Annotated in this window: 10 protein-coding genes; 4 read left to right on the top strand and 6 right to left on the bottom strand. The window is 40.1% G+C overall.

Going from position 1 to position 7,830, the window contains the following annotated elements:
• Positions 1 to 111: 111 nt before the first annotated feature.
• Complete coding sequence (locus ABYD77_RS16315) at positions 112 to 1,089, top strand: glutathione S-transferase family protein (RefSeq protein ID WP_372771167.1); 978 nt, start codon at positions 112 to 114, stop codon at positions 1,087 to 1,089.
• Positions 1,090 to 1,165: 76 nt separating this feature from the next.
• Here ABYD77_RS16315 and ABYD77_RS16310 read toward each other — a convergent pair whose 3' ends face one another.
• Positions 1,166 to 1,558, bottom strand: a complete 393-nt coding sequence (locus tag ABYD77_RS16310) for a hypothetical protein (RefSeq protein WP_372771166.1) — start codon at positions 1,556 to 1,558, stop codon at positions 1,166 to 1,168.
• Between the two features lie 152 nt (positions 1,559 to 1,710).
• On the opposite strand from ABYD77_RS16310, the gene ABYD77_RS16305 reads away from it, so the two are divergent.
• Positions 1,711 to 2,466, top strand: a complete 756-nt coding sequence (locus ABYD77_RS16305) for a Nif3-like dinuclear metal center hexameric protein (RefSeq protein ID WP_372771165.1) — start codon at positions 1,711 to 1,713, stop codon at positions 2,464 to 2,466.
• A 52-nt stretch (positions 2,467 to 2,518) separates the two neighbouring features.
• Here ABYD77_RS16305 and ABYD77_RS16300 read toward each other — a convergent pair whose 3' ends face one another.
• The 5 genes from ABYD77_RS16300 to ABYD77_RS16280 all read right to left on the bottom strand — a co-directional run bounded on the left by ABYD77_RS16300 (position 2,519) and on the right by ABYD77_RS16280 (position 5,572).
• Complete coding sequence (locus ABYD77_RS16300) at positions 2,519 to 2,908, bottom strand: hypothetical protein (RefSeq protein ID WP_372771164.1); 390 nt, start codon at positions 2,906 to 2,908, stop codon at positions 2,519 to 2,521.
• Entirely contained in the window at positions 2,901 to 4,226 is a 1,326-nt protein-coding gene (locus ABYD77_RS16295) for an ATP-binding protein (RefSeq protein WP_372771168.1), read from the bottom strand. The genes ABYD77_RS16300 and ABYD77_RS16295 overlap by 8 nt, the downstream gene beginning before the upstream one ends.
• Positions 4,220 to 4,894, bottom strand: coding sequence for a response regulator transcription factor (locus ABYD77_RS16290; RefSeq protein WP_372771163.1), 675 nt, complete (start codon positions 4,892 to 4,894; stop codon positions 4,220 to 4,222). Before ABYD77_RS16290 ends, ABYD77_RS16295 begins: the two co-directional genes overlap by 7 nt.
• Complete coding sequence (locus tag ABYD77_RS16285; RefSeq protein ID WP_372771162.1) at positions 4,894 to 5,205, bottom strand: PepSY domain-containing protein; 312 nt, start codon at positions 5,203 to 5,205, stop codon at positions 4,894 to 4,896. Before ABYD77_RS16285 ends, ABYD77_RS16290 begins: the two co-directional genes overlap by 1 nt.
• Positions 5,206 to 5,272: 67 nt before the next feature.
• Positions 5,273 to 5,572 (bottom strand): YciI family protein, encoded by a 300-nt coding sequence (locus tag ABYD77_RS16280; RefSeq protein ID WP_372771161.1) that lies wholly within the window; start codon positions 5,570 to 5,572, stop codon positions 5,273 to 5,275.
• 149 nt (positions 5,573 to 5,721) lie between these two features.
• Between ABYD77_RS16280 and ABYD77_RS16275 the strand changes: the two genes are divergently transcribed.
• Positions 5,722 to 7,158: a sodium-dependent transporter gene (locus ABYD77_RS16275; protein ID WP_372771160.1), complete on the top strand. Its 1,437-nt coding sequence runs from the start codon at positions 5,722 to 5,724 to the stop codon at positions 7,156 to 7,158.
• Between the two features lie 283 nt (positions 7,159 to 7,441).
• A partial coding sequence (locus ABYD77_RS16270) for a hypothetical protein (protein ID WP_372771159.1) occupies positions 7,442 to 7,830 on the top strand: 389 nt, incomplete at its 3' end.

Here is a 7,830-nt window from a genome sequence, read left to right as displayed (position 1 = left end):
GTGGTGATGGTGCAAAAGTGTTAGATGAAACTGAATTAGTATTTGAAAACGTATCTAACACCCCAGCGACATTAATTATTTTTGAATTACCACAGGTTTAAGGAGCAGATCATGGGATTATTAGTTGAAGGTAAATGGCACGATAAGTGGTACGACACCAAAAACAGTAAAGGCAAGTTTGAACGTGAAGCTGCCCAATTACGTAATTGGGTAACAAAAGACGGTGAAGCAGGCCCTTCAGGTACAAATGGTTTTGCTGCAGAGTCTGGCCGATACCATTTATATGTGTCGCTGGCGTGCCCTTGGGCGCATCGCACCCTTATTTTTCGCGTATTAAAAGGGCTAGAGCAGCATATTTCTGTCTCAGTCGTAAGCCCAGACATGTTAGAGCATGGTTGGACATTTGATAAAACACAGCACAGTACTGGCGATGCATTATTTGATTTTGATTCTATGCATCAAATATATACGCGTAATAACGCAAACTACAGCGGCCGTGTTACCGTGCCGGTGCTGTGGGATAAAAAACAAAACTGTATCGTCAGCAATGAGTCATCAGAGATTATTCGCATGTTTAATACCGCCTTTAATCATTTAACAGGCAACGAGCATGACTATTACCCGCTGCATTTACGTGCTGAAATTGATGAAATTAACGAATTTGTTTATCACAATATTAATAACGGGGTATACAAAGCGGGTTTTGCGACCACACAAGACGCATACGAAGTGGCATATATTGCGCTGTTTAATGCCCTTGATAAAGTTGAAGCTATTCTAGCTAAACAGCGCTACTTGGTGGGTACACAAATTACCGAGGCAGACTGGCGTTTGTTCACTACCTTAATACGATTTGATGCGGTTTATTTTTCACATTTCAAATGTAATCAACGTCAGCTTGAGTCATATCCGAATATAGCAAATTATATTCGCGAGCTTTATCAAGTGACGGGCGTAGCTGAAACGGTCGATTTTTATCATATTAAACGCCATTACTATTTTAGCCATACCATGATTAACCCAACGCAAGTGGTACCCGTTGGGCCAAAAGTGGATTACAGCAGCGCGCATAATCGTTCGTTACTTTAAAAAGTAATATTATTAAATTTCAGGCAATAAAAAAGGCAGCGAAAGCTGCCTTTTTTAATTAATAACGAATTTGTTATTAAACAACACCGCGCGGAAGACGTGTGTCGTGGTCACGCTCAGCAAGCTCTTTAATCCAGAACTCCTCAGCAGTAAAGCCTTCAGGGTTTGGCTTAGTAACTGTGTATTCTTTTTGTTTAGTTGCAGTTACTGGCGCTGCTTTTTTAGTAGCTGCTTTGTTAGCTGGTGCTTTTTTAGCAGCAGGCTTAGCTGGAGCTTCTTCTTTTGCTTCAGGTGCTGCGCCAGATGAAAGTTCTTCAGTTAGCGTTGCTAAGTCAGCTAGGCGAAGATTTTTACCGCCATCTACACTGTACCAACCACTTTTCGCTGTGATCTCAGGTTTTTTACCATTTGCTGCTTCATACGCTTTTTCAAACGCTGCTAGCACTTCAGTTTTATCGAGTTTACTCATCGTATATCCCGTTTATTTGATACGAAGATTACTGTTAAAAATACATTTATACCTAGTTTCACGTCATTTTTCAATTTTTTGAGAATTTTCTTTATTTTTGACGGTAGGTTAAGGACAATTCAATGATCGAAAACAACTAATAGGTCAGCAATATGCAGCTTTCTACATTGCTCCAAGAATTAGATGCTTTATTAACCCCTCATAAGGTTAAAGACTTTTGCCCAAATGGGTTACAAGTCGAAGGAAGGGAAACTGTTACTAAAATTATAACGGGTGTAACGGCAAGCCAGGCGTTGATAGATGCGGCGATTGAAAAAAATGCCGATGCAATTTTAGTGCACCATGGTTATTTTTGGAAAGGCGAAGCCTATCCAATTACGGGTATGAAAAAACGCCGCATCGGCGCGTTAATTAATAATGATATCAGCTTAATTGGCTATCATTTGCCAATTGATTTACATCCAACCCTTGGTAACAATGCCAAACTCGCAGAGTTATTGGATATTGACTATGAAGCAGGCCTTGATCCATACGGTGAGCCAAGCATTGCAGTGAAAGGTCGCTTAAAAACACCACTTACGGCAGAAGAGTTTGCCGAAAAAATAGAAAGCGTGCTCAATCGCAAACCGTTAGTTGAAAGTGTACGCGGCAAAAAAATAGAAACCATTGCATGGTGCACAGGCGGTGGCCAAGGCTATATCGATTTAGCTGCAAGTCAAGGCATTGATGCATACCTTACAGGTGAAGCGTCAGAGCAAACGATACATAGCGCGCGCGAGCAAAATATCGACTTTTTTGCCGCGGGGCATCATGCAACTGAGCGCTACGGTGTAAAAGCTGTTGGCGAGTATTTAGCTGAGCAATTTGGCTTAGATGTTGAGTTTATCGATGTCGATAACCCTGTATAAAACTAAAAAGCAGCTATTTCTTTAGCTGCTTTTTAAAATTGCGGAAGATGATTTAAAAACCACTTTTTAACATATTTATCTGCTGCTCTATCACGTTAAGCTCGCAGCGCTTATACTTTAACGCTGCTTGCTGTGTATTGGGTAGCTCATTTAAATAACGCCATTGGCAATTATCAGAAATATAACTGTCAAAACTGTTTTTACTGCGTTGAAAGCTTAAAAATAGCTGGGTATTGCCTGTATTATTTTGCTTTATTTCTACTTGTTTTTCTAATTTAGTGAGCCAAGTTTGGCGTGTGCGTTTGTGATCAATTATTGCTTGATCAAGGCATTGTAATTGCAAAACAATATCGCCTTTGCTGCAAGGTGTTGCGGTTGACTCTTGTGCAAATAGCGGTGATGCAATTAATGTCAGTAAAACGAGTATACGCTGTTTATTCATAATCAAATACCAAAGTGAAAAGGGCGCCACCAAGATTACTGGTGCCAATTGTCATTGTGCCGTTATAAGCATCGATTAAATCACCAACAATGGCCATACCGACACCGTGTCCGTGTTCATACGTATCTAAGCGTTTGCCACGAATTGTTAGCTCTTCTATTTTATCGGCAGGTATGCCAGGTCCATCATCAGCAATATCAATAATCAGTTTTTGGCCTGATTGCTTAACTTTTATTTCAATTAAAGCATCACAAGCTTTGCAGGCATTGTCGAGAATATTGCCAAGCAATTCCATTAAATCAGTTTTATCGCCCATAAACACGCTTTCTGCATCAATTGACTGAATAAACTGAATATCTTTATCACGATACACTTTGCCCATGGCGTTTAAAATTGAATCGAGCACCGGTTTTACCTTGGTTTGCTTTTTCCAAGTGTCAGTACCGCCTGAAGCGGCTTTTTTCAGCTGATGCTCAATCATGTTGCTAATGCGATCGAGTTGTTCTTGCCCATCGCCATGGCTGGCAAGGTCGCTTGACTTTAAAACAGCAAGCGGTGTTTTGAGTGCATGGGCTAGATCACTTAAAGACGTGCGATATTTATCTTTTTGCCGTTGTTGGGTTGCTAATAATAAGTTGAGATCTTGCTGTATTTTTTCCAGTTCTTCTGGGTACTCACCAGTGATTTGGTCGGCTTCGCCACTTTCAATTGCAACAATTTCTTTATCAAGGCGTTTGAGTGGATGACTGCTCCATAAAAAGCCGAGCATAATCAGTAAGCCCATTACCAAGGCGATAATTGCTAACCAATAGCGCAAGGTTTCGCGGAAATCTTGCATCTGTGAGCGTATTGACTCTTCATCTTTTAAAACAAGCACAGTGACTTGGTATTCAATGCCATCGGCATCCATAAAAAACAAAAAGCTAAGCTGCCTAAAATCCTTTTCGAGCTCTTCTATTTGTGAAAAGTCCATTACCCCTGGGGCACTGGCAGCATGTTTTGGAATGTACTGATAACCTAAAGTAGATTCAGATTGCCACGCGATTTCTTTATTTAAATAAATATACGCAAAGGTGTCGGAAACCGCGCGGGTGAGCTCGGGGGCAATTAAATTAATTGGGGCAAGCTGCCCTTGTTCAATTTCAACTTTTGCCATTAATGAGTAAAGATGTGCTTCCAGGGTGCGTTCGGTGTTATCAACTAAGCTTGCGTAAAGTGCCTTACCAATCGAAAAGAACATGGCAGGCATTAGCACTAGAAGCAAAAAGACAAGGATAAATCCTTGCCTAATTTTGAGCGATATACGATGGATCACAATTTACCGCTTAAGCGATAGCCACGGCCGCGCAATGTTTCAATGGGCGCGATAGAGCCATCAGGGTCAAGTTTTTTACGTAAACGAAGCACAAATACTTCAATCACGTTTGAATCAAGGTCGAAGTCTTGATCGTAAATATGCTCGGTTAATTCTGATTTTGAAATTACTTTTTCAGGGTTAACCATTAAGTACTCAAGTACTTTGTATTCGTATGCTGTAAGCATTAGCTCTTTTTCGTTTACCCATACTTGTTGTGAACGGGTATGAATACGAATAGGACCTGCGGTAATGGTTGGGTCGGCTTTTCCGGCGCTGCGTCTAATTAATGCATTACAACGGGCGATTAATTCTTCGTTATGAAACGGTTTGGTAAGGTAATCGTCAGCGCCTGCATCAAGGCCTTCAACTTTATCTTGCCAGCGGTCGCGCGCTGTTAAAATAAGAATTGGAATATCAATGCCTGCCTTACGTGCCTGACTAATTACTTCAATACCATCCATTTTTGGTAAGCCAAGGTCAACAACGGCTAAATCAAGTGGGTATTCAGTTAAGTGAAAAAGGCCGGCTTCGCCATCGTTACATACATCAACACTGTAACGCGCTTTTTCAAGGGCATGTTTTAGGTTATCAGCAAGTTGAAGATCATCTTCAATGATTAAAATACGCATTAGTCTTTGCTTTCCTTTTTTATAGCGCCGTTAGATTTCAATACTTTAAAATCAACGACCTTGCCTTGAGGCTGTAACATTCTCACTTTATAAAACTGCGAGCTTTCTTTTACGTTTAATACCTTGCCTGGATACTCTTGGGATACTTTTCTTGCTGCACTGCGCTTATTAAGTCCTAAAGTATTTACATTTTTTAGGGCAGGGTTATGCATTCGTTTATGCTGAGGCTGTTTTTGTGCTGGAATATTATTGGCAGCACCATGTGTACTAAATATTGCAAAAAAACTGAGAAGACCGATTAAAAACTTCATTCTGTACTCGCTACAACATAAATTAAGTTCAGTATAAGTAGTGTTTACTGAACTTATTCTGAACCAATTAAGGTAAAACCAATTTAAATGGTTTAACAATAGACTCTTTGTAGATGCCTGCTTCAATATACGGGTCATCAGCAGCCCAGCTGCGCGCATCTTCTAACGAATCGAATTTAGCAATCACTAGCGAACCGGTAAAACCAGCTTCACCTGGATCTTCGCTATCAATCGCTGGCAATGGGCCTGCAGATAAAAGACGTTCGTCTGATTTTAGCGCTTCTAAACGCGCTAGGTGAGCAGGGCGTGCTTCTTTTCGCATTGCCAAGCTGTTTTCAACATCTATTGAGTAAATCATGTACCACATACAGCACCTTTCTTTTTATTTCATTGAATATACAAATAATTCTATCAACAGATAGGATAAAACTAAAAATCATTTTTCGCGAAAACTTGAAACAGTAGGTTTAACACTGATAGCATCCAGAACTGAGAATAATAATACTAAGGTTCAGCATGAGTGCATCGAGAGAGCATTTTAGCTCCAAACTCGGATTTATTTTGGCCGCTGCAGGAAGTGCAGTTGGCATTGGAAACCTCGTTGGTTTCCCTGTATCTGCAACAAAAAATGGTGGTGGCGCTTTTCTAGTTGTCTACGCACTATTTGTTATTTTAATTTGCTTACCCGTAATGATGGCAGAAATGGCAATGGGCCGAAGCGCACAAAAAGATCCGCTTGGTTCTTATAATAAATTGTCTAACAATGCAGGTAAGTGGAAATTCCCAGGCTTTTTAGCGGTACTTACGCCATTTATGATTGGTGTATTTTACATGGTGATCACGGTGTGGATCTTTGGTTACCTTATACAGGCAGCCATTGGTAATTTAGATGCACTGGCTGATCCCAGTAACTTCGGTCAGTTTATAAACCAAACCAGTGTGTTTTATTACATGATAGGTGTAGGCGTGCTGGTCAACCTCATTTTACTTGGTGGTGTAAAACAAGGCATTGAAAAAGCAGCAAAAGTGTTAATGCCAGCACTGTTCGTATTATTGATAGGTTTAGTTGCTTACGTGCTAACTCTTGATAATGCAAGTGCAGGCCTGCGTTACTACGTTGTGCCAGACTTTAGTAAAGTAAATGCCAGTGTATTAAATGGCGCACTGTCACAGGCGTTTTTCTCATTATCGCTTGGTATGGGTATTTTAATGACCTACGCCTCGTATATTTCTAAGAAAGAAAATATTGTGGGCAGTGCAAAAATGGTTGCAGTGACCGACTCGCTGGTTGCATTTATTGCAGGTTTAATGGTACTGCCAGCGATTTTTAGCTTTAATCCAAACACTAATCCGGCTGAACTATCAGACTCATCTGTATCAATGATTTTTGTTTACTTACCAAAAATCTTCCTCGCGATGCAGCAAGATATTGGCTACGTAGGTGCAAGCGCGATTGCAGTGATTTTCTTCTTGTTAGTGTTTTTTGCAGCAATAACCTCACTGGTTTCAATTATTGAAGTACCAACAGCTACATTAATTGAAGAAAAAGGCGTATCGCGTTTTAAAGCGTTGATGATTCTAGCTGGTAGCATGGGTATTTTAACTATTTTATGTACCATGTCGTTCGGCATGAATGAATGGTTAAGCACTATGTTTAACTATGGCGACCATGATCCTGCAACTAAGAAGAGCCTATTTGATTTTATTTACGATGTTTTCTACGACACCATCTTGCCGTTAAATGGTTTAATGGTGTGTTTATTCGTAATGTACCGCTGGAAGAAAGCAAAGCTTACAGAAGAGCTTAGCCAAGGCGCTCCAAACTATGCAGGTAGCTTTACAGAAAAATATGTAAACTTCTCACTATCGACGTTTATCCCATTTATTTTGGCGCTGATTTTTTTCAACACAGTTGCTAATAAGTTCTTTGCGTATAACTTATTAGGCTTTTAATTCGATTTAAATAAAGACTTAAGCTAAAAGCGGAGCAATTGCTCCGCTTTTTTGTGTTTATCGGCAAAATAAGATGACAGATGGCTGATTTTGATAACTATAAAATGTAGAATAGTTAATATAATTAAGTAGTTAAACAGGGTGGCTAATGGTCAAAATTAATAGTGAACAGAGTAAGCGAAGCGCGCAATTTTAGTTTGTTGCGTACACGCTTTCTGTGGTTTTAATTGCTGGGTGTTTGCTTGCACTTACGTTAAACAATACACTCAATTGGCTGCTTATTATGATTGTGGCGCTATGTGTTGTTGGCTTTCTAATTGCATCACAAGTGGCAAATAATCGATTCCTAACGTTAGGTAAGGCACCTTTAATGCTCGATAGTAAGATTGTGATGTTAGGAGTCGAGACGAAAGGGCAGATAGTAATTAATCAGCCAGATTTTAAGCAGTTTAACCAAGTAACGCTTCAAATACTCGTGCCAGGTTATGAAAGCGGCTTGAATGAGGTGTGGTCAGATACCATACCGTTAACGCGTGAGAATGACGGTGATACCACCTTGCTTGATTTTAGCTTTACACTGCCCACACAAATTAAGCTTCATGCTGGTTCACGGTGTTATCTTTCGATAAGTTATGTGGAAAATATGCAAGAAGTGAAACGTACCTATCGGTT

The organism is Pseudoalteromonas sp. (genome assembly GCF_041629635.1).
Classification (GTDB): domain Bacteria; phylum Pseudomonadota; class Gammaproteobacteria; order Enterobacterales; family Alteromonadaceae; genus Pseudoalteromonas.
The sequence above is the reverse complement of the archived record's forward strand: the minus strand, read 5'-3'. Positions and strand labels throughout refer to the sequence as shown.

Coding starts and splice junctions, on each gene's coding strand:
- ABYD77_RS16285 (WP_372771162.1), bottom strand. CDS start 5,205: ATGAAGTTTTTAATCGGTCTTCTCAGTTTTTTTGCAATATTTAGTACA.
- ABYD77_RS16280 (WP_372771161.1), bottom strand. CDS start 5,572: ATGTGGTACATGATTTACTCAATAGATGTTGAAAACAGCTTGGCAATG.
- ABYD77_RS16275 (WP_372771160.1), top strand. CDS start 5,722: ATGAGTGCATCGAGAGAGCATTTTAGCTCCAAACTCGGATTTATTTTG.
- ABYD77_RS16300 (WP_372771164.1), bottom strand. CDS start 2,908: ATGAATAAACAGCGTATACTCGTTTTACTGACATTAATTGCATCACCG.
- ABYD77_RS16310 (WP_372771166.1), bottom strand. CDS start 1,558: ATGAGTAAACTCGATAAAACTGAAGTGCTAGCAGCGTTTGAAAAAGCG.
- ABYD77_RS16315 (WP_372771167.1), top strand. CDS start 112: ATGGGATTATTAGTTGAAGGTAAATGGCACGATAAGTGGTACGACACC.
- ABYD77_RS16290 (WP_372771163.1), bottom strand. CDS start 4,894: ATGCGTATTTTAATCATTGAAGATGATCTTCAACTTGCTGATAACCTA.
- ABYD77_RS16305 (WP_372771165.1), top strand. CDS start 1,711: ATGCAGCTTTCTACATTGCTCCAAGAATTAGATGCTTTATTAACCCCT.